The sequence below is a fragment of the Aliiroseovarius sp. S253 genome (genome assembly GCF_049800855.1).
Lineage (GTDB): Bacteria > Pseudomonadota > Alphaproteobacteria > Rhodobacterales > Rhodobacteraceae > Aliiroseovarius.
Genome location: NZ_JBNAFW010000001.1, coordinates 1,914,148 through 1,938,107 on the forward strand (window position 1 = coordinate 1,914,148; position 23,960 = coordinate 1,938,107).

Annotated in this window: 23 protein-coding genes; 12 read left to right on the forward strand and 11 right to left on the reverse strand. The window is 57.7% G+C overall.

Translation table 11 applies throughout. From position 1 onward, the window contains the following. Positions 1-50 precede the first annotated feature (50 nt). The 7 genes from ACP15F_RS09375 to ACP15F_RS09405 all read left to right on the forward strand — a co-directional run bounded on the left by ACP15F_RS09375 (position 51) and on the right by ACP15F_RS09405 (position 7,271). Positions 51-1,046 (forward strand): BMP family lipoprotein, encoded by a 996-nt coding sequence (locus ACP15F_RS09375; protein WP_424940540.1) that lies wholly within the window; start codon positions 51-53, stop codon positions 1,044-1,046. 7 nt (positions 1,047-1,053) lie between these two features. Continuing rightward, positions 1,054-2,622: an ABC transporter ATP-binding protein gene (locus ACP15F_RS09380; protein ID WP_424940541.1), complete on the forward strand. Its 1,569-nt coding sequence runs from the start codon at positions 1,054-1,056 to the stop codon at positions 2,620-2,622. Next, complete coding sequence (locus tag ACP15F_RS09385; RefSeq protein ID WP_424940542.1) at positions 2,622-3,728, forward strand: ABC transporter permease; 1,107 nt, start codon at positions 2,622-2,624, stop codon at positions 3,726-3,728. The genes ACP15F_RS09380 and ACP15F_RS09385 overlap by 1 nt, the downstream gene beginning before the upstream one ends. A gap of 1 nt (position 3,729) precedes the next feature. Further along, positions 3,730-4,737 (forward strand): ABC transporter permease, encoded by a 1,008-nt coding sequence (locus tag ACP15F_RS09390; protein WP_424940543.1) that lies wholly within the window; start codon positions 3,730-3,732, stop codon positions 4,735-4,737. Beyond that, the gene (locus ACP15F_RS09395) at positions 4,721-5,524 is read left to right on the forward strand and encodes a purine-nucleoside phosphorylase (protein WP_424940544.1); all 804 of its coding nucleotides are present in this window, start codon (positions 4,721-4,723) and stop codon (positions 5,522-5,524) included. Before ACP15F_RS09390 ends, ACP15F_RS09395 begins: the two co-directional genes overlap by 17 nt. A gap of 62 nt (positions 5,525-5,586) precedes the next feature. Next, complete coding sequence (locus ACP15F_RS09400) at positions 5,587-6,504, forward strand: sulfite exporter TauE/SafE family protein (protein WP_424940545.1); 918 nt, start codon at positions 5,587-5,589, stop codon at positions 6,502-6,504. Further along, positions 6,504-7,271 (forward strand): TIGR02186 family protein, encoded by a 768-nt coding sequence (locus tag ACP15F_RS09405; RefSeq protein ID WP_424940546.1) that lies wholly within the window; start codon positions 6,504-6,506, stop codon positions 7,269-7,271. The genes ACP15F_RS09400 and ACP15F_RS09405 overlap by 1 nt, the downstream gene beginning before the upstream one ends. A 109-nt stretch (positions 7,272-7,380) precedes the next feature. Here ACP15F_RS09405 and ACP15F_RS09410 read toward each other — a convergent pair whose 3' ends face one another. From ACP15F_RS09410 to ACP15F_RS09440, 7 genes are all read right to left on the reverse strand, one after another. Next, complete coding sequence (locus tag ACP15F_RS09410) at positions 7,381-8,109, reverse strand: SDR family oxidoreductase (RefSeq protein ID WP_424940547.1); 729 nt, start codon at positions 8,107-8,109, stop codon at positions 7,381-7,383. Continuing rightward, positions 8,102-9,640 carry an ATP-dependent DNA helicase gene (locus ACP15F_RS09415; RefSeq protein ID WP_424940548.1) on the reverse strand — a complete coding sequence of 513 codons (1,539 nt, stop codon included), beginning with the start codon at positions 9,638-9,640 and terminating at the stop codon, positions 8,102-8,104. Before ACP15F_RS09415 ends, ACP15F_RS09410 begins: the two co-directional genes overlap by 8 nt. A gap of 87 nt (positions 9,641-9,727) precedes the next feature. Beyond that, positions 9,728-10,378, reverse strand: a complete 651-nt coding sequence (locus ACP15F_RS09420) for an acyl-homoserine-lactone synthase (protein WP_424940549.1) — start codon at positions 10,376-10,378, stop codon at positions 9,728-9,730. Positions 10,379-10,467: 89 nt separating this feature from the next. Further along, on the reverse strand, positions 10,468-11,181 hold the full coding sequence (locus ACP15F_RS09425; protein ID WP_424940550.1) for a helix-turn-helix transcriptional regulator: 714 nt from the start codon (positions 11,179-11,181) through the stop codon (positions 10,468-10,470). Beyond that, positions 11,126-11,341, reverse strand: coding sequence for a hypothetical protein (locus ACP15F_RS09430; RefSeq protein WP_424940551.1), 216 nt, complete (start codon positions 11,339-11,341; stop codon positions 11,126-11,128). The genes ACP15F_RS09425 and ACP15F_RS09430 overlap by 56 nt, the downstream gene beginning before the upstream one ends. Positions 11,342-11,575: 234 nt before the next feature. Then, positions 11,576-12,865 carry a crotonyl-CoA carboxylase/reductase gene (gene ccrA / locus ACP15F_RS09435; protein ID WP_424940552.1) on the reverse strand — a complete coding sequence of 430 codons (1,290 nt, stop codon included), beginning with the start codon at positions 12,863-12,865 and terminating at the stop codon, positions 11,576-11,578. 144 nt (positions 12,866-13,009) lie between these two features. Next, positions 13,010-14,443 (reverse strand): 1-acyl-sn-glycerol-3-phosphate acyltransferase, encoded by a 1,434-nt coding sequence (locus tag ACP15F_RS09440; protein ID WP_424940553.1) that lies wholly within the window; start codon positions 14,441-14,443, stop codon positions 13,010-13,012. A gap of 228 nt (positions 14,444-14,671) precedes the next feature. Here ACP15F_RS09440 and ACP15F_RS09445 point away from each other — a divergent pair, with 228 nt between their 5' ends. Beyond that, positions 14,672-16,636, forward strand: coding sequence for a methylmalonyl-CoA mutase family protein (locus tag ACP15F_RS09445; protein WP_424940554.1), 1,965 nt, complete (start codon positions 14,672-14,674; stop codon positions 16,634-16,636). Positions 16,637-16,769: 133 nt separating this feature from the next. Then, positions 16,770-17,402, forward strand: a complete 633-nt coding sequence (locus tag ACP15F_RS09450) for a CAP domain-containing protein (RefSeq protein ID WP_424940555.1) — start codon at positions 16,770-16,772, stop codon at positions 17,400-17,402. 62 nt (positions 17,403-17,464) lie between these two features. On the opposite strand, the gene ACP15F_RS09455 is transcribed toward ACP15F_RS09450, so the two are convergent. Then, positions 17,465-17,989, reverse strand: coding sequence for a DUF4329 domain-containing protein (locus tag ACP15F_RS09455; RefSeq protein ID WP_424940556.1), 525 nt, complete (start codon positions 17,987-17,989; stop codon positions 17,465-17,467). A 46-nt stretch (positions 17,990-18,035) separates the two neighbouring features. Here ACP15F_RS09455 and deoD point away from each other — a divergent pair, with 46 nt between their 5' ends. After that, a complete protein-coding gene (deoD, locus tag ACP15F_RS09460; protein WP_424940557.1) occupies positions 18,036-18,740 on the forward strand; it encodes a purine-nucleoside phosphorylase in 705 nt (234 codons plus the stop codon). Between the two features lie 55 nt (positions 18,741-18,795). Here the strand turns inward: deoD and creD are convergent, their stop codons facing one another. Together creD and ACP15F_RS09470 are read right to left on the reverse strand one after the other, a co-directional pair. Continuing rightward, positions 18,796-20,268 (reverse strand): cell envelope integrity protein CreD, encoded by a 1,473-nt coding sequence (gene creD, locus ACP15F_RS09465; protein WP_424940558.1) that lies wholly within the window; start codon positions 20,266-20,268, stop codon positions 18,796-18,798. A gap of 68 nt (positions 20,269-20,336) precedes the next feature. Then, positions 20,337-21,200, reverse strand: a complete 864-nt coding sequence (locus tag ACP15F_RS09470; RefSeq protein ID WP_424940559.1) for an urea carboxylase-associated family protein — start codon at positions 21,198-21,200, stop codon at positions 20,337-20,339. Between the two features lie 96 nt (positions 21,201-21,296). On the opposite strand from ACP15F_RS09470, the gene ACP15F_RS09475 reads away from it, so the two are divergent. Both ACP15F_RS09475 and ACP15F_RS09480 read left to right on the forward strand, forming a co-directional pair. Further along, complete coding sequence (locus ACP15F_RS09475) at positions 21,297-21,803, forward strand: DUF2478 domain-containing protein (RefSeq protein ID WP_424940560.1); 507 nt, start codon at positions 21,297-21,299, stop codon at positions 21,801-21,803. A gap of 117 nt (positions 21,804-21,920) precedes the next feature. Then, a complete protein-coding gene (locus tag ACP15F_RS09480; protein ID WP_424940561.1) occupies positions 21,921-23,138 on the forward strand; it encodes an NAD(P)/FAD-dependent oxidoreductase in 1,218 nt (405 codons plus the stop codon). A gap of 11 nt (positions 23,139-23,149) precedes the next feature. On the opposite strand, the gene trpA is transcribed toward ACP15F_RS09480, so the two are convergent. Beyond that, a complete protein-coding gene (gene trpA, locus ACP15F_RS09485; protein WP_424940562.1) occupies positions 23,150-23,941 on the reverse strand; it encodes a tryptophan synthase subunit alpha in 792 nt (263 codons plus the stop codon). Positions 23,942-23,960 lie beyond the last annotated feature (19 nt).

Sequence of the window (23,960 nt, forward strand, 5' to 3'; positions counted from 1 at the left end):
GGCGGACATGCGGTCTGTGCGGCCCCACAACAACAACCGGGAGAATTGAAATGACCCTGATGAAAAGCTTTCTAGGCGCCGCCGCGTCGTTGGCCCTGACCGCAGGTGCCGCGCTGGCTGAGCCCGCAATCATTTTCGACTTGGGCGGTAAATTTGACAAATCCTTCAACGAAGCTGGCTTTAATGGCGCCGAGAAATGGGCCAAGGAAACCGGCGGTTCGTATCTAGAGGTCGAACTGCAGTCGGAAGCTCAGCGTGAACAGGCTCTGCGCCGCTTTGCTGAAACCGGCGCCAACCCTGTGATCACCATGGGTTTCGCTATGTCGACCCCGATTTCGGAAGTGGCACCTGATTACCCGGACACCACCTTCGTCACCATCGATGGCTGGTCGGACGCGCCGAACGTTCTGAACGTCGCATTTTCCGAGCATGAAGGCTCGTATCTGGTCGGCATGATGGCTGCGACTGCCTCGGAATCGGGCACCGTGGGCTTCATCGGCGGCATGGACATTCCGCTGATCCGTAAGTTCGCCTGTGGCTATGCCGAGGGCGTTCTGGCCGTGAACCCTGACGCCACCGTCATCGCCAACATGACCGGCACCACTCCGTCGGCTTGGAACGACCCGGTTAAAGGCGGCGAACTGACCAAAGCGCAAATCAGCCAAGGCGCTGACATCGTGTATGCTGCCGCTGGCGGCACCGGTCTGGGCGTTCTGCAAACTGCTGCCGACGAAGGCATCCTCTCGATCGGCGTGGATTCGAACCAGAACCACCTGCAGCCGGGCAAAGTCCTAACCTCGATGCTGAAGCGTGTGGACGTGGCCGTTTACGAAGCCATGACCATGGGCGCTGACATCAAGCCGGGCGTACAGGTCATGAACCTGGCTGCTGAAGGCGTTGGTTATGCGCTGGACGAACACAACGCAGCACTTGTCTCGGACGAGATGAAAGCTGCCGTGGACGCCGCTGCAGCCAAGATCATCTCGGGCGAACTGGTCGTGCATGACTACATGTCTGACGACAGCTGCCCGGTTCTGGACTTCTGATCCAGCCATGACTGCGTCACAAAACGGGGAGCAACAGGCGACTGTTGCTCCTGCCATCGAACTTCGCGGCATCTCGAAGGCCTTTGGGCCAGTGCAGGCGAACAAGGACATCTCGATTTCCGTGAAGCCGGGAACGATCCACGGCATCATCGGCGAAAACGGTGCGGGTAAATCCACGCTGATGTCCATTCTTTATGGGTTCTACAAAGCGGATGAGGGGCAGATCTTCATCCACGGCAAAGAAACCCAGATTCCCGACAGTCAGGCCGCGATCCGCGCGGGCATCGGGATGGTGTTCCAGCACTTCAAACTGGTCGAAAACTTCTCGGTACTTGAGAACGTGATCCTTGGGGTCGAAGACGGCCCGATGCTGCGCCCGTCGCTTGCCAAGGCACGCAAATCGTTGAAAGCACTCGCGGAGGAGTATGAGCTCCACGTTGACCCCGAAGCCCTGATTGAAAATCTGGGCGTGGGAACACAGCAACGTGTCGAGATCCTCAAGGCGCTGTATCGCGAAGCCGATATTCTGATTTTGGACGAACCCACTGGTGTTCTGACCCCTGCCGAAGCCGATCACCTGTTCCGCATTCTGAATGGGTTGCGCGATCAAGGCAAAACCATCGTCTTGATTACCCACAAGCTACGCGAGATCATGGAGATCACCGACACAGTATCCGTGATGCGTCGCGGGCAGATGACGGCCACCGTCAAGACCAAAGACACCAACCCCGAAGAGCTGGCCGAGTTGATGGTTGGCCGTAAAGTGCTGCTACGCATCGACAAAGTACCAGCTCAACCCGGCGAGAAGGTCCTCGAGGTCGAGAACCTGCACATGGTCGATGAGCATGGGGTTGAGCGCCTGAAGGGCATCAATTTGAATGTTCGCGCAGGCGAAATCTTGGGAATTGCTGGCGTATCCGGCAATGGGCAGACCCAGCTTCTTGAGGTTTTGGGCGGCTATGCTTCGGCCACCGGAGAAATCCGTATCAACGGGGATACCATTGATTTAACGGGAAAATATTCGGATGGCCGGTCGCGCCGCGAACGCGGTATCGCGCATGTGCCTGAAGACCGTCAAGAGCACGGGCTGATCATGAACTTCCCTGCCTGGCAGAACATTGTTTTCGGGTATCATCACGATCCCGAGTATCAGAAGAACAAGCTTCTGATGGACAATGCCAAGATGGTCGAAGTTGCGCAGGACAAGATGGACCGGTTCGACGTGCGACCTCCACTTCCCCAACTGAATGCGAAAAGCTTTTCCGGCGGCAACCAACAGAAGATTGTTGTGGCGCGTGAAATCGAACGCAATCCCGATCTTTTGCTGGTCGGCCAGCCCACCCGCGGTGTGGACATTGGGGCAATCGAGTTCATTCACAGGCAGATCATCGGATTGCGTGATCAGGGCAAAGCGGTGCTATTGGTCTCGGTCGAGCTGGAAGAGATCCTGTCGCTATCAGACCGGATCGCGGTCATGTTTGACGGCCATATCATGGGCGAACGCCTGCCCGATCAAACCGATGAACGAGAGCTTGGCCTTCTGATGGCCGGTGTGACAGGAAACGGAGACAGCTGATGGACAAGATGCCGAAATGGGCGGACGTCGCCCTGATCCCCTTCCTGAACCTGTTGATCGCGTTCGTCCTGTCCGGGTTGGTAATTTTTGCCATCGGAGAAAACCCGTTCAAGGCGCTGATGACCATGATTGATGGTGCATTCGGGTCCACCTATGGCTGGGGATATACGCTTTATTACACAACCAACTTCATCTTCACGGGGCTGGCCGTGTCCATCGCCTTCAAGGCCGCGATGTTTAACATCGGTGGCGAAGGTCAGGCGATTATCGGTGGATTGGGTGTGGGGCTGGCGTGTTTGTTCATCCCGACCGCCCTGATGCCACACTGGACCATCGCATTGGTCTTCGCGATGATCGCGGGCGGCTTGTTCGGCGCAGGCTGGGCATTTATCCCGGCCTATTTGCAGGCTAAACGAGGTAGCCACGTCGTGATCACCACGATCATGTTCAACTTCATCGCCACTGCGCTGATGGGCTATCTGCTGATCAAACCCTTGAAGTTGAAAGGCGCACAGGAAAGTGCGTCGGCCAGCTTCCCCGAAGTGACGAACCTGCCAACCTTGCACGAGCTTCTGGCCCCTCTGGGCATCAGCTTTTCCAAATCGGCCCCCGCCAACGTGTCGCTGTTCATCGCGCTGGCCATGTGTGTCGTGGTCTATCTGCTGATGAACCGCTCGCGTCTTGGCTATGAAATCCGCGCCTTTGGGGAAAGCCCGACCGCATCGGTTTATGCCGGCATTTCGCCGACCAAGATCATCATTGTCGCGATGATGTTGTCCGGCGCGATTTCGGGTCTGATGGCGATCAACGCCACGATGGGTCAACACGAACGTCTGATCCTGAACGCGGTTGAAGGCGCAGGCTTTATCGGCATCGCAGTGGCGCTTATGGGTCGAAACCATCCGTTCGGCGTGCTTCTGGCCGCGTTGCTATTCGGTTTCCTCTATCAGGGTGGCAGCGAACTGTCGCTGTGGTCGAAAATTCCGCGCGAGTTGATCATCGTTATTCAGGGCTTGGTGATCCTGTTCACCGGTGCGTTGGACAACATGGTGCGCATGCCGGTTGAACGCATGTTCATTGCCGCCGCCAAGCGAAAGGACGCCTAATATGGATTTCCTGACGATCGTCCAGATTGCCGACTCGGCCCTGCGTCTTGCAACGCCCCTGCTATTCGCATGCCTGGCTGGTCTCTTTTCCGAACGCGCCGGCATCTTTGACATCGGGCTTGAAGGCAAGATACTGGTCTCGGCCTTCATGGCTGCCGCCATTGCGTCCGTCACCGGATCGGTCTGGATGGGCCTTCTTTGCGGTGTCTTCGCGTCAATCAGCTTTTCAGCTGTGCACGGCGTGGCCTCGATCACTTTCCGCGGCAATCAGCTGATTTCCGGCGTGGCGCTGAACTTTCTGGCGTCCGGCCTTACCGTGTTGGCCGCCCAAGCATGGTTCAGCCAAGGTGGACGCACGCCGCCCCTGATGGGCAAAGGCCGCTTCCCTCCCATCGAACTGCCCTTTGCCCTTGGCAAGTCCGATGCCGAGGCCGCAGGCGTGCCCCTACGCGTGTTGATCGATCAAGCCAACCCGATCCAGCAGGTCTATTCCGAATTCATCTCGGGCCACACGATCCTTGTCTATGTTGCCCTACTGATGGTGCCTTTGTCGTGGTTCATCTTGTTCCGCACCCGCTTTGGCCTGCGCCTGCGTGCGGTGGGTGAGAACCCAGCCGCCGTGGATACCGCCGGGGTGTCCGTGATCAAGCTGCGCTATGCCTCGATGGCCATTGCAGGCACGCTTTGCGGTCTTTCGGGCGTCTATCTGGCCACAGGCCTTGGCGCAGGTTTCATCAAGGAAATGTCCGCTGGCCGTGGCTATATCGCGCTGGCTGCGTTGATCTTTGCCAAGTGGAAGCCGGTACCCGCGCTGGGGGCCACGTTCCTTTTTGGTCTGCTTGAAGCGATCGCAAACCGCTACCAGAACATTGACCTTGGTGGCATCGTGATCCCCGTTCAGTTCATGCAGGCCCTGCCCTATATCCTGACCGTGGTAATCCTTGCCGGCTTTGTCGGCAAATCCGTCGCACCCAAAGCTGGGGGTCAGCCCTATGTCAAAGAACGCTAAGGCGCTCGCGGATCAGATCCGCGCGGTTGCCGGCGACGCCCCCGTCGAGGTCGGGCTGGTACTTGGATCAGGCCTTGGCCATCTGGCAGACGCGGTGGAAGGCGTTGCGATCCCTTACGGCCAGCTTGAGGGCTTCCCCCATGCGGGTGTCTCGGGCCACAACCCGAACCTTGCAATCGGCACGCTGGGCACTACCCGTGTGGCGGTCTTTGGTGGGCGTGAGCACTACTACGAGAACGGCCGTTCCGACGCGATGCGCCTACCGCTTGAGGTTCTGTGCGAACTTGGCGCCGATCGTCTAATCCTTACCAATGCCGCGGGGTCGATGCGCCCGGACATTCCGCCAGGCGATTTGATGCAGATCACCGATCACATCAACTTCTCAGGTCTGAACCCTCTGATCGGCGAAAGAACTGATGCGCGGTTTGTACCTATGGGTGGGGCATACGACCCAGACATGATCACGGACTTTCAGCACATAGCGGCTGAAGAAAACGTTCCGCTGCAGCAAGGAACATACGCGTGGTACTCGGGCCCATCTTTCGAGACGCCGGCCGAAATCCGTGCAATCCGCATCCTAGGCGCAGATGCCGTCGGCATGTCGACGGTGCCTGAAGTGATTCTGGCCCGCTTTCTTGGCTTGCGCGTCGCGGGCTTTTCGACGGTGACAAACATGGCCCAAGGCCTGTCAGACGAGGCGATTAGCCACGAGCATACAAAGGCTATGGCACCACTTGGCGCAGAAAAGCTGGAAAAACTGGTTCGGCGCTACTTAACGCGTGACTAGACGGCGCAAATTGCGCCATTAATGGTCCAACATCCAAGACCACAAATCAGAGTTGCCTCCACATGCAGATCTACCTGCCGATTGCCGAAGTGTCCGTGAACGCGTTCCTTCTGCTGGGTCTTGGTGGAATTGTGGGCATTCTTTCCGGCATGTTTGGCGTGGGCGGCGGTTTCTTGATGACCCCGCTTCTGTTTTTCATTGGCATCCCACCCGCCGTGGCCGTTGCGACCGAGGCGAACCAGATCGTCGCAAGCTCGTTCTCGGGCGTGCTGGCGCATCTAAAGCGAAAGACGGTGGATCTCCGAATGGGCTGTGTGCTCTTGGTCGGGGGGTTGATCGGCGCAGCACTGGGTGTGCAGCTTTTCAACGCGCTGAAAGCCATCGGCCAAGTCGATCTTCTGGTTAAACTGTCTTACGTGCTATTTCTGGGCATCATCGGTTCGCTGATGTTCGTCGAAAGCCTACGAGCGTTGATGAAATCACGTGGAGGGCACAGCGTCCCCAAGCGACGCAAGCACACGTGGGTTCATAACCTGCCCTTCAAAATGAAGTTCCGCACCTCGGGGCTGTATATCTCGGTTATTCCACCCATCTTGGTCGGTGTCCTAGTCGGTATTCTTGCAGCCATCATGGGAGTCGGTGGCGGCTTCATCATGGTCCCCGCGATGATCTATCTGCTTGGTATGCCGACGAAAGTTGTCGTCGGGACATCGCTGTTCCAGATTATCTTTGTGACCGCCTTCACCACGCTTTTGCACGCCACGACCAACTTCACCGTGGACATGGGCCTTGCGGTCTTGCTTCTGGTCGGCGGTGTTATCGGTGCCCAGATTGGTGCCCGGATCGGTGTGCGCCTCAAAGCCGAACAATTGCGCGTCCTGTTGGCCTTCATGGTGCTGGCAGTCTGCGGCAAACTAGGTTTGGACCTGTTGATCCAACCAGCCGAGCTGTTTGAACTTGGCGCGGCGGGAGGCCACTAATGCTGCGGATCCTGCCCATACTCGCGCTGTTCCTGCTGTCAGCCTTGCCCACCCGGGCAGAAGAAATCGTCGCGGGCCTTAGCCAGAACCGCGTGTCGATCACAGCCACTTTTGTCGGCTCAGAGATCCTGATCTTTGGCGCGGTCAAACGTGAGAGCCCTTCGCCCAAAGCGCCCCCGCTCGAAGTTGTGGTCGTGGTCGAAGGTCCAAGCTCGCCTATTACGGTGCGCAAGAAAGACAAACGTTTCGGTATCTGGGTGAACACCGACGCCATGGAATTGGCTGCCGCACCCAGCTTCTATGCCATCGCGACCACGGATACTTTGGACAAAAGCATCTCGAAACTGGACGACTTTCGACACCTAATCTCAGTCGAACGTTCGATCCAGATTTCTGACAGCCCGTTCAACAACCTTGACCCACGAGAATTCACCGAAGCCCTGATCCGCATTCGCGAGAAAGCAGGCCTTTACAAGCGATTGGAAAAAACCGTCAAGCTTGAACAGGACACGCTGTTCGAAACCCGCGTGGCCCTGCCTGCCAACCTCACTGAAGGCGACTATCGCACACGCATTTTGCTGACACGGGGTGGTCAGGTAACGTCCGAGTACGAGACCATCATCAACGTCCAAAAAGTCGGGCTGGAACGCTGGATCTTCAATCTGGCCCATGAACAACCGCTGATATACGGCCTTTTGTCTCTGGTTATCGCCATCGCCGCCGGCTGGGGCGCGTCAGCCGCCTTCCGCATGATCCTGCGCAACTGATCCTCATTTTCTTACTAGAAATATCCTGGGGGCGTGTGAAAGCCTTGGCTTTCGCACGGGGGCAAAGCCCCCTACAGGCTCACGAAGTGAGCCACCAACAGCCCGTGTATCAGCCGCGGCCGATATAGGGCATCTTGGTCGCCATCACCGTCATGAACTGCACATTCGCCTCGGCGGGCAGCTGCGCCATATGCAGGACCGACCGCGCGACTTCTCCCACATCCATGGACGGGGGCGGTACGTCGCCTTGCGCAACTGCTACGTCGATGATGCCCTGCAACAGGTCCGTACGCGCATTACCGATGTCGATTTGACCACAGGCAATGTCAAAGGGACGCCCATCAAGGCTGAGCTGCCGTGTCAATCCGGTGATCCCGTGCTTGGTCACCGTATAGGTCACGGCCCCCTCACGCGGGACATGGGCGCTGATCGAGCCGTTATTGATGATCCGTCCACCTTGCGGGGATTGCGCCCGCATCTGCGCAAAGGCTGCACGGGCACACAGGAACATGCCGGTAAGATTGACCGACACGGCACGGGTCCAATCCTCGACCGATACCTCGTCAATCGGAGCCGCAGGTGTGAACAGCCCTGCATTGTTGAATAGCACGTCCAGACGGCCCGCTTTCGTGGCGAACTGGTCAAACGCAGCACGTACGGCTTTAGGGTCCGAGACATCTGCAACCAGCACATGCGCCCTGCCCTGCCCTTCGGCGATCTCGTCCAGCACCTCTTTGCGGCGCGCCAGCAGACCGACCGTCCACCCTTCGGCCAGAAACAGCTCGGCCACGGCGCGACCAATGCCGGCGCTGGCCCCGGTGATCAGAATGCTAGGCATCGGATGCTCCTTGTGCTTCGAGTGTCAGGGCGGTGGGTTTCGCGGGCAGATCCGCCGTCGATAACTCGGCCTGCGGACGCGCCATCGCATAGCGCGTCACCCAATGCAGGCGCGTTTCCGCCCTTGTGATCGCCACATAGGCCAACCGCTTCCACAGCGGCAACCCGGCCTCGCTGCGCCCCGCCCACGCCGCTGCGGCAATATCCGGGGCAAACACCTGCACTTCGGGCCATTGCGAGCCCTGCGCCTTGTGGATGGTCACAGCAGCCCCGTGCAGGAATGCAGCCCCCATGCGGGCGGCGAAGGGGATGAAAGGCTCTTCTTCGTCTGGTTTCTCGATCTTCACAATGGATGCCGCCGAGACCTGGGGGTCCTCTGCTCCCAACACATGTAAACGTGAAAACCCGGGCCGTTTTCCAGGCCCCAGATAGACACATTGTGCGCCTTTGATCAGGCCGCGCGCCTCAAGGTCGATGCGTTTCTTTCGGTGCTTCAACGGCAGCTCGATCCCGTCGCAGATCAAGGGCTCACCTGACAGAAGCTCGGTCTCGGGCGCGTGAAAGGCAGATCGAAATGCTTGAATTAACCGCACTCGTGTCTTGTTGCGCCAGACCAGAACCGGCGAACGTGCCATGAGGTCGGCATTTGCCCGTGGTGACACAACTACACGATCATCCCGCGCGGCAGCTTGATGGATCATCCGTTCAAAGCTGTCGAAATCCAGCGCATCGTCGGCCAGAGCATGCGCCAGATCCAAAATTGGGTTGTCTTCTTCCTGACGGTGGATGCGATGCAAAACCTGCTTTCGCGGACCTTTGATATCGTCAAAGATCATCTTTCCTGATTGTCCGACCGGGGCCAGCTGCGCCGGATCGCCAAACAGGACCAACGTCGGAAAAATCTCGCACAGATCCTCGAACTGCTTTTCGTCCAGCATCGAGCTTTCGTCGACAAAGCCAATGTCCAGCGGATCGTCACGCCGCTTCCAGCCGGTAATGAAGTCCGACCCACGAAGGCCAGCAGCAGCCAGAGCGCCGGGAATGGATTTCTGGGTCTGATAGAACGCAAAGGCACGGTCCAGCGCCTCGTCTGTCAGCCCTTCGATTTCGGGCCGCTCGCCGTTTCCGGCCAGCCACTCGGCGATCTTTTCGTATTCCGGGTCATAAACGGGTGTGTAGAGGATCCGGTGGATCGTTGTCGCCGGCACACCGCGGTTGCGCAAAACGCTCGCCGCTTTGTTGGTCGGGGCCAAAATGGCAAGGGTGCGGCGTTCCTTGCGGCGCTTACCTTCCCAATCGCCCGAAATCACGTCGACACCCGCGTCCTCAAGCGCACGATAGAGTTCGGCCAACAACAGCGTCTTACCGGATCCGGCCTTGCCGATCACAGCCATCACCTGCGATTTGCCATCCGCGACAGGTGTCAGCAGGGCATCATCCAGATTGACGCCCGACAGGCGCAGCATTTCCGAGACACGGTCATGCGCTTCGGCTTGGTCGTCCGAGAAAGTAACAGGGGATCGTTCGGTCATGCCGCGACCCTATCGCGCGGGCATGGGCAGCACCAGCGCCCGAAGACGCTGGTCGCCGATTTTTCTCAGGATTTGATCAGCATTCGATCAGGCGCTGCGCGGCAGCTTCTGCGGTGCTGGGGTACGATTGACCGTGGACAGCGAATACTGCAGCCAGCCTTGGCTGACTTCACGCGAGACACCGACCTTCTTCAAGGTGGGTTCAAACGCACTTTCATCCATCGACCACAAGCCGACGCCGATACGATCGCGACCTTCGCCGCCCATTCCGATGACATCCGGTTCAAGGCCCATCAGGCGATAGATCCGTTCCATCCGCGGGTCGAAGACGCCAACGAAGTGTTCCAGCTTGAAGGTATCCATGATTTCACCAGCGCCCAGCGCCAGTGCCGCCGATGCACGACGATCTGCACTTGGGGACAGGCAGAAACGAGTGCATTCCCAGATCAGTGGGCTTTCGATGTGGACGCCGTCGGTCAGATGGCTGAAGTGGTCATTCACCATCGTTTGCCCGACCGTAGGTAGAAAGCGCATAGATCCGCCATGACGGCCATCAGCCTGCTCCCAGATCACGTAGAGCGGGTTCATATCGTCGTATTCGTCGCGCTCGAACCCGTTATCGTCGACCGACACATCCCAGCCAAGACGGCGCGAGAACTGTTCCGCGCGATCCTGAAACATGGTTTCAGCCAGCAGAGGGAATTTCGAAAGATCATTGCCATAGAGGTAACGCAGCATGAGTGGAGCTCCTTTGTCCGAGTGATTAACAGGACAATGCTCGCCTCTTAGTTAACGTATGGCAAATACATCGTGAGGTAGAACTGTGTTTAAATTATGATAACACCCGTCGAAAGCGCCCTAGCAACCGCATGGGTTGTATTCATAGCACCCAACTTGTGACGTGCACTTTCGATATAAACGCGCAGCGTATGTTCCGAGATATTTAGCTCGGCCGCTGCTTGTGCGCGGCTCATTCCACGTGCAAGGCAGCCCATCGAAGCCAGCTCTCGTGGGGACAATGCAGGCACACTGCTTTCCTCTCCCCACTGTTCGAACTCCAGAGCTTTCTTGTTGAACTCATGCGCCAGAATCATCAAATCACGGGTATTTTCATCGATGAATTTTGCCCAAGCCTCGTCGCTTAACGACGCGTTCAAGGTAAACAGGGCGAACTGTCCGTTCGGTCCGCGAATGGGAATTGTATAGCCTTGATTGCCTAGACCGTGGTCCAAAGCATCCTGCCACATTTCACGCGCGGGCTTTGATGACCAGTCCAGCTCCTTCCATGAAACCGGGGTAAACCTTTGAAAACAGCCGAAAATTACTGGGTCTAGACGCAGATACTCTTTTTCGAGATAGCGATCCACCCATTCAGCCGAATAGGTGCCAGCGCCATAGCGCTCGCCCACAGAATTCACCCAATGATAAACAATGTGCTCGACTGCATAGTGATCCCGCAGTTCTTCTAGGACCGACTGTAGATCCTCAAGCGTGGCCGCCGCTTGCAAGGTAGAGAGAAGGTCTTCGAGACGGTTTGTCATAGGAGTGCGCGATCTTCCTCTTCTCGCGAGACATATCTGCAATCTCGGTCAAAGCGATGAGCCGTGCATCATCGAGCCATTCAGCTGTCACACTCAGACCGTTATTCTCAGCATAGGCCATGAGGTCGGTAATTACATCAACAATCCATTTGTCTGACATGACAAAACCTCCTTTGGGTGACGCTAGTGACTACTTTAGCATGTATATTAATGACTTCTAACTCGCGGAATGGAACTCCCCATAAATAGCGAGGTAGAGAATGGTAGTTAATTCACCTTCCGTAGGGGAAACTTCCAAAAACTGGCGCAAACCGGCCAAGTGATTCGCATTTCAAAAAAAATGCCCGCCGCCTTTGGGAAGGCAGCGGGCCGTTTTACGGGTGGAATTCTCGGCTTACTTGGGGCCAGCTTCCAGTGCGTCTTCGAAGGTCCGCAGTCCGGTCTTCGGGGACTGCACCAGCACCGACATGTTGCCGGGCTTGTGCTCGTTGCGGTACATCTTCATGTGTGCGTCCGGGATCTCAGCCCACGGGAACACTTCCGACATGTAGGGGTCGATGCGACGCTCGATCATCAGCTTGTTTGCCGAAGCCGCTTGCTTGAGGTGCGCGAAGTGCGAACCCTGCAGACGCTTCTGGTGCATCCAAGTGTAGCGTACGTCGAAGGTACAGTTGAAGCCGGTGGTGCCTGCGCAGATTACAACCATGCCACCCTTCTTGCAGACCAGGTTCGATACCGGGAAGGTCGATTCACCGGGGTGTTCGAACACGATGTCCACGTTGTTGCCCTTGCCGGTGATATCCCAGATGGCTTTGCCGAAGCGGCGGGCTTCTTTAAACCATACGTCGTATTCGGGCGTGTTCACTGTGGGCAGCTGTCCCCAGCAGGTGAAGTCCTTACGGTTGATCACGCCCTTGGCGCCCAGACCCATAACGAAATCACGTTTGCTTTCGTCCGAGATCACACCAATGGCGTTACCGCCAGCCGCGTTGATCAGCTGGATCGCATAGGATCCCAGACCACCCGAAGCGCCCCATACCAGAACGTTCTGACCGGGCTTCAGTTCATGCGGGTGGTGACCAAACAGCATGCGGTATGCGGTGGCCAGCGTCAGCGTATAGCAGGCGCTTTCTTCCCAAGTCAGGTGCTTGGGACGGTGCAGCAGCTGCTGTGCCTGAACGCGGGTGAACTGAGCGAACGACCCATCGGGGGTCTCATATCCCCAAATCCGCTGGCTAGGCGAGAACATCGGGTCACCGCCGTTACATTCTTCATCGTCGCCATCATCCTGGTTACAGTGGATCACGACTTCGTCGCCCACTTTCCAGCCTTTGACCTTGTCGCCCACGGCCCAAACAACGCCCGAGGCATCGGACCCAGCGATGTGATAGTCCTGCTTGTGAACGTCAAACATGCTGACGGGTACACCAAGACCGGCCCAGATGCCGTTATAGTTCACGCCAGCGGCCATCACCAGAACCAGCACTTCGTGGCTGTCCAGTTTAGGGGTCTCGACGACTTCGACCTGCATGGCCTGATCGGGTTCACCCTGACGGTCGCGGCGGATCGCCCAAGAGTACATCTGAGCGGGTACGTGACCCAGCGGGGGCATTTCACCAATCTCGTAAAGATCTTTTTTCGGGGCATCGTATTCGGCGATGCCGGTTTGTGTGTCCAAAGCCATGTCGGCCTCCTGATCTTGCGCGTTATCTGATTCTATTGCCGCAGTGCGGAATTGCGGCTGCAACTGCAGCATTACGGATCACAAAGTAAGATTGCAACCACAATCAGCAACATTTTGTAATTTTATGTCGCGGCAAACCTGACTTTAGGGCAAGATTGCTGCATCCGCCACTTCTGCGGGCGTCAGGTTCGAGATGTGGATCGGCTCGATCTCAGAGCTCAGATGCGCGATGGAGTTCGCATAATAGGCCAAAATCAATCGATCGGGCCTATGAATGTGATAGGTCGCCTCATTGCCCTCGCCCGTCTTGGCAACCAGTTTACGCAGCAAAAGCTCGCGCAATCCGACCTCGGCAGCATATTCCATATCGCTGCGCGGAATGTGGACATGCACGTCTCGCGTTTCCATATCGTCGACCAGTGACTGAAAACGCGCGGCAATCTGGGCATGGCTTTGCCCGTCGCGTTCCAACAGGATGGCCGAGACAACAGGCACGGGCAGAACAGGCACCACGTCGCGAATGCGCGACATCAACTCGTGACCAAGCGGCTCCAGCATGTCATCCGGGCTGCGCCCATCCAGATAGTCCACCAGAGATACCGGATCCCCGAATGACACACTGGCATAGCCGAATCGGTGAAAGCGCCCAGTCATTCGCTGCCAGAAATGCCGCCCCACATGGCGCGCCACATATTTGAACCGCAGTCCAAAGCGACGGCTGCCTTTGATATCGGCCGATACCAACACCCGGTCTTCAAGGACGCGGTCATAGTTCATTGCGACGGGTATAAAGACCACGTTGCGACTTTCCCCCGGTACGAAGTCTTGCACGATGTAACTCAGCAATCCCAGCTTGGGGTCACCGACCTCTCCGTTCAGGCTCAGCCCACCTTCCGGGAACATCGCCTGCGTCACGCCGCCATCGGTCGCCATACGGACATAGCGCGATAGCACTTTCCGATAGAGGTTATTGCGGCTTCTGCGCCGAATGAAATACGCGCCCATAGAGCGGATCAGCGTGCGCAGCGGCCAGACTCGCGCCCATTCACCCACTGCATAAGAAAGATGGGAACGCTCGGCGGCCAGCCACGTGACCAGCACGTAATCCATATTGGATCGGTGGTTCATTACGAAAATGACCGTGGCGTCAGAATCGATCTCGCTCAGACGCGCCTCGTCAAACGCTCCAAGACGTACGCGATAGAAAGCACGGCTGAGGAGTTTCGCAATCCAAATGCCGAACCCGAAATAGGCTGTGGCGGAAAAGCGCGGGACGATTTCGCGGGCGTAACGCTGGGCTTTTTCGAACGCCACCTGTTCGGGGATCCCCGCCTTGCGCGCGTGTTCGACGATCGCTTTGGCAACCTCGGGGTCATAGGACAGGCGCTGTACCATGTCGTAACGCCGCGCCAGTTTGAACGGCTCGATCGGACGCTCGAGACGTTCGTTCAGCTGCGCAACCGCGCGTTCCAACCGCTTGCGGAAGAACCAGCGCACCGAGGGAAACAGGAAATGCGACGCGAAGGTCACCGTGGCAAAAGCCAAGATAAGAACAAGCAACCAAAGAGGAAGTTCCACCACACGCGTCATATCAAACCTGTCTCACCATTTTGCACAAAGGTAAAGCAGCACGAACCCTCCCGAGCGCAGCGAGGGCCACCCCCAACCGGTTTCAAGGCCCTAAGGGCCAATGCACACCGGGCGGGAGCACCACTTCACGTAACTTTCTTCCCGTGATTTTACCCCTTGCGTAATTTTCTTGCGTCACTAAAAATGCTGCAGCGCAACATAAGGTGAGTCTCTGACATGTCTTCGAATACAATCCGCCCCTGGCTTTTCCGTACCTATGCTGGTCACTCGACCGCCAAAGCCTCGAACGAGCTGTATCGCACCAATTTGGCCAAAGGTCAGACAGGGCTTTCTGTTGCTTTCGACCTGCCAACGCAGACCGGCTATGACAGCGATCACAAACTGTCGCGCGGCGAAGTGGGTAAGGTTGGTGTACCGCTAAGCCACCTAGGCGACATGCGCGCGCTGTTTGACAATATCCCGCTTGAGCAGATGAACACCTCGATGACGATCAACGCCACCGCGCCGTGGCTGTTGTCGCTTTATATTGCCGCGGCCGAGGAACAGGGCGCCGATATTTCGAAGCTTCAGGGCACCGTTCAAAACGACATCATCAAGGAATACCTGTCGCGCGGCACATATGTGTGCCCGCCAAAGCCGTCGTTGCGCATGATCACCGACGTTGCTGCCTATACCCGTGAACACCTGCCGAAATGGAACCCCATGAACGTGTGTTCCTATCACCTGCAGGAAGCCGGTGCGACGCCAGAGGAGGAGCTGGCGTTCGCACTGGCCACTGCCATTGCCGTTCTGGACGACCTGAAAGAAAAAGTGCCCGCCGAGGCCTTCCCCGCCATGGTTGGCCGTATCTCGTTCTTCGTGAACGCCGGCATCCGCTTCGTCACCGAGATGTGCAAAATGCGCGCTTTTGTCGAGCTGTGGGACGAAATCACCCGCGAGCGTTACGGCGTTGAAGACCCGAAATTCCGCCGCTTCCGTTATGGCGTTCAGGTGAACAGCCTTGGCCTGACCGAGCAGCAACCGGAAAACAACGTCTACCGCATCCTGATCGAGATGCTGGCCGTGACCCTGTCGAAAAACGCCCGCGCCCGTGCGGTACAGCTGCCCGCGTGGAACGAAGCACTTGGCCTGCCGCGTCCGTGGGACCAGCAGTGGTCGCTGCGTATGCAGCAGATCTTGGCTTATGAAACCGACCTTCTGGAGTTCGACGACCTCTTTGACGAAAACCCTGCCGTGGAACGCAAAGTGGCCGAACTGAAAGACGGCGCTCGCGCCGAACTGGCCCAGATCGACGGTATGGGCGGCGCAGTTGCCGCCATCGAATACATGAAGTCGCGTCTGGTGGAATCCAACGCCGCCCGCATCGGCAAGATCGAGGTTGGCGACACCACGGTCGTCGGTGTGAACAAATGGCTCGAGACTACTGAAAGCCCGCTGACTGCTGGCGACGGTGCCATCATGGTGGCCGATAAAGAAGCCGAGGCCGACCAGATCGCGCGTCTGGAACAATGGCGTTCGGATCGGGATGACAAGGCCGTGCAGGACGCACTGAATGCCCTTCGTGCCGCCGCCAAGTCTGGCGAGAACATCATGCCATCTTCGATTGCCGCCGCAAAAGCAGGCGTGACGACCGGCGAATGGGGCGAAGTGATGCGCCAGACCTTTGGCCAGTATCGCGCGCCGACTGGCGTGTCGAAGAACCCGTCGAACCGCACCGAAGGGCTGGACGAAATCCGGGGCCGCGTCGACGCTGTGTCGGACGCGCTTGGCCGCCGCCTGACCTTCTTGGTGGGCAAACCGGGCCTTGACGGACACTCGAACGGGGCCGAACAGATCGCCGCCCGTGCGCGCGATTGCGGCATGGACATTACCTATGAAGGCATCCGCCTGACACCCGAAGAACTGGTGGCATCCGCGCTTGAAACCAAAGCGCATGTTGTCGGCCTGTCGATCCTGTCAGGCAGCCACATTCCGCTTCTGGAAGAGCTGATCGAACGGATGAAGGACGCCGGTCTGGGCGACGTTCCAGTGGTCGCGGGCGGCATCATCCCTGATGAAGACGCCGACCGTCTGCGCGCCATGGGCGTCGCAAAGGTCTATACGCCGAAGGATTTCGAGCTGAACACCATCATGGAAGACATCGTGACTTTGGTTGCCCCAAAGGACATCGCTGCGGAATAGAACACCACATGCAATCGCTCGCATTGGAAACAATTGACGCGATTTTGCACCATTCGCTGCAGAATTCGGCCTTATTTCGCGTGTAAATCTCGTGGAAGTAGTGCTTCGTTTCCAGCCAAAGGTGTGTGTCCAAATGAAAAAGCTTCTTCTGACAGTGGCCCTGGGGTTGCTCACCTCTCAGTCACCTGCACTGGCGGGTGAGGTTGTTCAGGTCAGTTCAAAAGGCGGGGTTTTCAACTACTATAAGCCAACCCCCAATGATCACCTAAGCAGCATTGAAAAACAGGCCTATGACATCCTTATGCGTGAACGCGCAAGGCACGGGTTGGCTCCGATCCCACTTTCATCCAGCCTGACCCTTGTGGCCGGGCGCCATGTCGAGGATTTCACCCGCAACATCGCCCCAAAGGGCGGCCCCCGTCGCGGCACGAATACACACAGTTGGAGTGACGCACCCTATTACGCCAACCACCGAGCCCCAAAAGCCATGTGGGACGCACCTAAGCGGTTGCGCACCAAATACCGCAAGAACGCCTATGAAATCACCGCTTGGGGATATAGCGACCCCGAGGTTGTGATCAAAGGCTTCCTGAACTCGCCCAATCATCGCAAGGTCATTTTGAACGAAGGTATGTGGCGACGGAAGAATTGGCGCTCGGTTGGCATTGGCTTTGGTCGCGCTAAGGTTCAGGGACAATATCGGACATTCTGGTCGATCTGGTTCGGAGATGCCAAAGATCCGGCCGGCAAGCCGAAACGCAATTAAGGTTAGGCGCTATTATCTGGCATCGGGACCGTTTCTGGTTCGGGCCAGGGACTGACGTCCTCTTACTCGTCTCCTTCCGCAAGCTTTTGCACTAAATCATCGTAGCCATAGCTCGTGGCGATGTGGCCCATGTCACCGGGCTGAAAATCTGTGTCCGACGGAAGGCATCCGATCCCACAAATCTGCGTGGTCACCATATCTTCCGTGTCGATATACCAAAGACGCCCACCGGGTGTGGCAACCCACCCGTCGATGCCTTCTTCCTCATCGCCTTCCATATCGTCACCAGACGGGACTTCGTTGGCATAGTCGGGCGAGAACGCACCGTGCGTGTGGTAAGATGACAGGATCGTCTCGAGGTTCTCGGGGTCGTCTGGCAAACAGGAATCTCTTTTCCCCGGCGTTGGGCGCGATGCAGCAAGTGCACCCTCGACATCGTATCCAAGGTAACCGCAAAACTCGCGGTTCCAACGTATGGACCTTGGCTGAAGCTCGGCGAAAACTTGTTTCACCAGCGTCAACTCTGCTGCCTCTTGCGCAAGGGTCAAACTTGGCACGATAAAGAATGGTAAAACGATCCAGCGCACGGGATCCTCCTTTGCCTGTAAGACACAATGATTATAGGAGCCGACCATGACCGTCCATATCGGGGCCGAACAGGGCCAAATCGCAGAAACCGTTCTGATGCCGGGCGACCCCTATCGGGCGCGCTGGGCTGCTGAAACCTTTCTTGAAGGGGCGGAACTGGTCAACGAAGTGCGCGGGATGCTGGGATTTACCGGCACTTATAAAGGCAACCGCGTCACCATTCAGGGATCAGGCATGGGGATGCCATCGATCTCGATCTATGCGAACGAGTTGATCCGCGACTATGGCGCAAAAACACTAATCCGCATCGGGTCCTGTGGTGGCATGCAGCCTCAGGTGAAGGTGCGCGATGTGGTGATCGCGATGACCTGTACAACGGTGGCAACCCCGTCCAGCACCATATTTCGCGAGCTGAATTACTCGCCTTGTGCTGATTATGGTCTGCTAGAGGCCGCCGTTGCTGCTGCACGTGGACGCGATGTGGGTGTGCATGTGGGCGGGATCTATTCGTCTGACACGTTCTATGACGAACGCCCGGACCTGAACGAACAGATGACCCGTCACGGCATTCTTGGGGTCGAGATGGAAGCCGCCGAGCTTTACACACTGGCAGCCCGCCATGGCGTTCGTGCGCTGGGGATCATGACCGTATCGGATCACCTGCAAACGGGCGAGGCATTGCCATCCGACCAGCGCGAGAAGACCTTTGGGGACATGGTTGAAATCGGACTGGAAGCTGCGTTCGCCTGACCGCATCCAACGATACCGAACGTGAAAGAGGCGCCCATCGGCGCCTCTTTTTGTGTTAGTCGTCCTTGGGTTTGTCGCTGGCTGGCAATGTGGGCCACGGCCCCTCGGCTTTCTGTGAAGCTTCGGGCTTAGGCGGCACCTCGGCCTTCTTGGCCGCACGTCGGGCAAACAGCCCCGGCCCCGGCCCGCCTTCGCCATACCATTCCTCGTTCCGCGTGGCGTACATGGTCGCCCCAATCGCCACGAAGGCCAGTGTGGCGCCTGCCAGAAGGGCATAGTCGGTCGAATAGAGGATCAGATAGAGCACCGCGTAAAGCAGCACCAACATACCGCCCAACACCCATGTGCGCGTGCCCAGCTTCAAAGCAAACCGCCCGAACATCAAAAGCAACAGGATCAAGGCCGCGGCCGATCCGACATAGGCGGCGGTGAAGCCCACCTGCTCGGCATAGGCCAACATCAGCAGCGTAAACACCGCCTGGGACAGACCGATCAGCAGGTACTGCACCGGATGCACCGGTTTCTTGCTTTGCATGTCCATCAGGAGGACCGTCAAGAAAGTCAGCGACACGAACAGAATGCCATAACGCGCAGCACGCCAAGCTTTCTGATAAAAGTCATTTGGCTGATAGAAGCTTACCCCAAATGACGTATCCCGCCGTGCCGTCGCCTCGTAATCCTGACGCGAGATTTGTGGCAAGCTGCGCGCCAGATGTGGGATGGTCCATTTGGCTTGGAAACCGGTGTCCGAGATCTCGGATCCGTCGGGCAAGAACGCCCCGCCAAAGCTGGGATCCGGCCAGTCGCTGTTCATTTCGACCGTCGAAATTCGCCCCACCGGAGCCATGCGCAATTCGGCCGCACCGTTCAGCCCCAGCACCAAGTCAAACTTCGTTTGGTCTTTGCCGCCTGGCAACAACGCGGTCAAACCGGCGGCATCGCCCAATGGCTCCATCAGGATTTCATCCGACCCTGATGTCAGACGCGCTTCGCCGCGCAGCGCGCGGTTCGAGCTGACAGTCAGACGCAGGCTGGCCTCGTCCCAAACGGCAAACTCATTTTCGTCCAGCTGAGCCTCAACCCGATCAAACGGGTACTCGGTCGCGATGTTGGCCTGCGCCTGATAGACAGGCACTTGGAAGATGCCGCGATGGCGCATCTGGGTTTCGGTCGTGATCTTAACGTCGAACACATCCGGATAAATATAGAGCGCTTCCCGGTTTTCGATCCGCTCAACCTCGACCAGTTTTTGCAAGTTCTCTCCGGTTTCCTTGTCGCGCATGACAAGACCGGTGGCCTCGTCGATCACATTGTGAAGCTCGGTCACAGTGACCCGCGCTTTGACCGGTATGACCACACTCGGACCCGAGATCGTCTGCTGCCCACCCCATTCCTGACCAACTGACCGGATCGTGTCTTCGGAATAGTGACGCCGGGAGTTCACAATGTCCGACACCATCATCAGAGGGATGAACATCACAAGGCACAGAACGCCCACAATAATAAACCGCCAGCCGAGGGATCGCATGGCAAACTCCTTTTAATGCACAACCCTACACTATGGGTTGAGGCGAGACATTCAAGTTGGGGTTTTCCTTATCGCCCGTGGCTTTGATCATAGCCGTTCACGGGTGGGGACTGCCAATCGCCCAGCGCACCCTTGTCCGGGGCGAAGACCTCGACCAACAGCGGATGGCAAGCTGCAGAGTCCGAGCTGTGTTGGTCCGAGCAATCCCCGCCGGGACAAGCGCTGAGCGCGCCCAGCAGGTCAATTTCCGCAAAGAATTCAAGGTAGTCGCCCGGGCGCACCGGGCTGGCTTTCATGAAATACTGCCCCGTATCGCGGGTGAACCCGGTGCACATAAAGACGTTCAACACGTCATGCACATGCGGCTGCGCCTCGTCCAGCGAACAGCCCAGATGATCGGCCAACGCACGGGTCAGGTTGGAATGGCAGCAATGATGATACTGCCCGCCGGACAGCAGGTTATTCGTGTACGGATCGCAGCGCGTGCCGATCACATCATGAACCGAGCCGCCAAATTTGTCGAACCCGTACCAGTCCAGCGTGTCGTCGATGATCGTCGCCATTGGACGCATGGCGGGAAAGCTGGTCCACATCCGATCAGAGACCGACAAATGCGTGCCATGTAAAGCACGGGTCTTACCGGAATAGAACCGCTCGTTCAGATCATCTGCATTCCACAGGTTCAAGTCCCCTACCTGCGGCCCCTCGACCGAGGTGATGCGGAAGAACTGCCCAGCAGGCACGTTGAAGGTACGCGCATCGCGGGCGGGGATCAGAACCTCGTCCACTTTCTGCGCTGTCGCGCGGGCCGCCTGATACAGCTCCAGATCCGGCGCGGTCAGACAATCGACCGGGTAGCAGATGACCGGCTTCACCTCTTTACGGACGTCGGCGTCTGCCGGGGGCGCATGGGATGGGATCTGGGGTTTCATGTGACGCTCCGATTGTCTGATCGCATGAAGACATGCAGTTCACACAATTGACAAGCCCTCGCAGGATTGCCAAGTCAGTGGCGAAGGGAATGACCTATGAAACTTGCTTATGTAATTGCGCCTGGACGGGGCACGACAAACCTTCTTCTGGCGGGCGTAGCGCAGGCTTTGGCCGACAAAGGTGTGAACCTGTGCGGAACCGTGCAACTGGATACCGAACGGGCCGAAGAACATCACTGCGACATGGATGTGTTGGTTCTGCCAGACGGACCGAAAATCCGTATCAGCCAGTATCTTGGCGCCAATGCCCGTGGCTGCAAGCTGAACCCCGAGGCACTGGAAACCGCAGTGGGTCAAACCGAAGAACGTCTGCGCGCCGGGGCCGATCTTCTACTGGTCAACAAGTTCGGCAAGCAAGAGGCCGAAGGACGCGGGTTTCGCGAAGCGGTGGGACAAGCTCTGGCACAGGACATTCCTGCGATTATCGGGCTGAGCGAAGGGTCGCGCGATGCTTTCATGGCCTTCGTGGGCGAGGCAGAAGAGATCGCGCCAGAACATGACGCGGTGTTGGACTGGGCACTTTCGGCAACCGGACGTCAGTGACCTGACGTTCCACGACAAATTCCCATCACAGGATCTTTCCTCATTCGAGACCCGGCGCTAACCTGCGCTGACTCGTGGCCAGCCACGCCGACCCCATCCCATCGACAGGAGCCCTCCGTGAGCCAACGGTCATTCCGCACCCACCCCGAACACAGCACCTATGACGTCGTGATTGTTGGGGGTGCAATCATGGGATCATCGGTTGCGTGGTGGCTGTCGCAAGACACGCAATTTAACGGTCGCATTTTGGTGATCGAACGCGACCCCAGCTTTGCACAATGCTCGACGGCCCATACTAATTCCTGCATTCGTCAGCAGTTTTCTGAAGCTCTAAACGTAAAAGTTTCACAATTCACACTTCAGTTCGTTAAAGACCTCCGCGCGAATATGGGCGGGGATGAACGGATCGAGAATATCGGCGTGCAGGATTTCGGCTATCTTTATCTGGCAGATAATGATGCGCGGGCCGAGGAACTGAAGGCCGCCCAAACCATGCAAGCCGCGCTTGGCGCAGGTACCCGCATCATGTCACGTGAAGAGCTGGCCGAGGCCTATCCGTTCTATGATCTGGACGACATCATTCTGGGTAGCCACGGTGCCGTCGATGAAGGCTATTGGGATGGCGGCGCGCTGTTTGACTGGTTCCGCCGCAAGGCGATGGAAGCGGGTGTGGAATATCTGTCGGGCGAGGTGACGGCCATTCAGACGAACGGTTCGCATGCCAATGCGGTTACCCTATCCGACGGAACCCAAATCGGATGTGGACAGCTGGTCAATGCGGCCGGGCCACGCGCGGCACTCCTGTCGAAAATGGCTGGGTTGGACGTTCCAGTCGAGCCACGCAAACGCTTCACATGGGTATTCAGTGCGGCCGATCCCTTGGACCGCCCCCTGCCCTTGACGGTCGATCCCAGCGGCATCCATTTCCGCCAGGACGGGCCCGAGACCTATATGGTCGGCGTCGCGCCCCACGAAGATATCGCCGTCGCGCCGGATGATTTCCATATGGATCACAGCATCTGGGAAACTCATGTCTGGCCCCATATCGCCACGCGTATCCCGCAGTTTGAGGCGCTAAAGATCGTCACCGAATGGGCTGGGCATTATGCCTATAATACACTGGATCAGAACGTCATTCTCGGCCCGCACCCCGAGCTGGAGAACTTCCATTTTATCAATGGATTCTCGGGACATGGGCTGCAGCAAGCCCCTGCCATGGGGCGTGGGTTGGCCGAATTGATCGTCCACGGCAACTATCGCAGCATGGATCTGTCACCTTTTGGGTATGAACGGATCGTCACGGGCACGCCCTTTGGCGAGCGCGCCGTGATCTAATCAAACGCGATTCACCCTCGGTGCGCGCCGTCAGCCAGCGTTTTGACGAAGGTCAGGATATCAGCGACCGACTCGCCCGCACCGATTTTCGACACGATGGCCGATCCGACGACGGTCCCGTCTGCGACGCTGGCAATCGCCTCGGCCTTTTCTGGGGTGTTCACACCAAAGCCGACGATCACTGGAATATCGGTTGCAGCTTTGATGCGCGCCACTTCCGGTCCGACGTCTCCGGATTGCGCCTCGGCCGAGCCAGTCACACCAGTGACCGAAACGTAATACACAAAGCCCGAGGTGTTCTGCAGAACTTTCGGCAGGCGCTTGTCATCGGTGGTGGGTGTCGCCAGGCGAATGAAGTTCAGGCCCGCCTTTTGCGCCGGGATGCACAGTTCCTCGTCCTCTTCGGGCGGCAGGTCCACCACGATCAAACCATCAACACCCGCAGCTTGCGCATCGACCAGAAACTTGTCCACGCCGCGATTATAGATGGGGTTGTAATAGCCCATCAGAACGATCGGCGTCGTGTCATCTTCCTTGCGAAACTCAGCCGCCATATCCAGCGTCTTTTGCAACGTCATACCTGCGCCAAGCGCGCGCTGACCGGCCAGCTGAATGGTCGGACCATCCGCCATCGGATCGGTGAAGGGCACGCCCAGCTCGATCACATCCACACCAGCCGCGGGCAGACCCTTCATCACCTCAAGCGAAGTTTCCACATCGGGATCACCACCCATTATGTAAGCAACAAAGGCTTTCTGGCCCTTTTCCTTAAGCGCGGCAAACTTGGCGTCGATGCGAGTCATGCGTGATCCCCTTCTTGGT